The sequence below is a fragment of the Neisseria sp. HMSC061B04 genome (assembly GCF_001836705.1).
GTDB lineage: Bacteria > Pseudomonadota > Gammaproteobacteria > Burkholderiales > Neisseriaceae > Neisseria.
The window spans coordinates 1-348 of record NZ_KV830241.1; the positions used below are offsets into that span (position 1 = coordinate 1).

1 protein-coding gene is annotated in these 348 nt (G+C 45.7%); it reads right to left on the reverse strand.

Annotated features, from left to right (window positions below):
• A partial coding sequence (locus HMPREF2661_RS11055) for a replication initiation factor domain-containing protein (RefSeq protein WP_210400057.1) occupies window positions 1-348 on the reverse strand: 348 nt, incomplete at both ends.

A 348-nucleotide genomic window follows, 5' to 3' on the forward strand; every position in this document is an offset into this window, starting at 1 on the left:
CAATTTCAAAGCGTGTCCAAACACTGGACTTGTCACCCAGTTGCTTGCCTTTTTCATAGACGCGGACATATTTTGAGGACTCACGAGAGCCTATCCCGTAGGTTTTGCCCTTCGTCATTTTTTCTTCATCTTCTTCTTCCCAGTCTGAGCCGATACATTCGCCTTTCGGTTTGACGTGATGGCATGTGAAAAGACCTTTGTTTCGATCCTCTCTGGCTTGGTTTGGGCTGTATTCACCGTTAAAAAAGTCTTTTGCAATATCGACGCGTGTAATTTTTGGCCGTACCGCTTGAGTCAAAAACTCATAAAGTCTGGATTCCCAGCCGTTTTTTGCCGCTGTACAGCCTG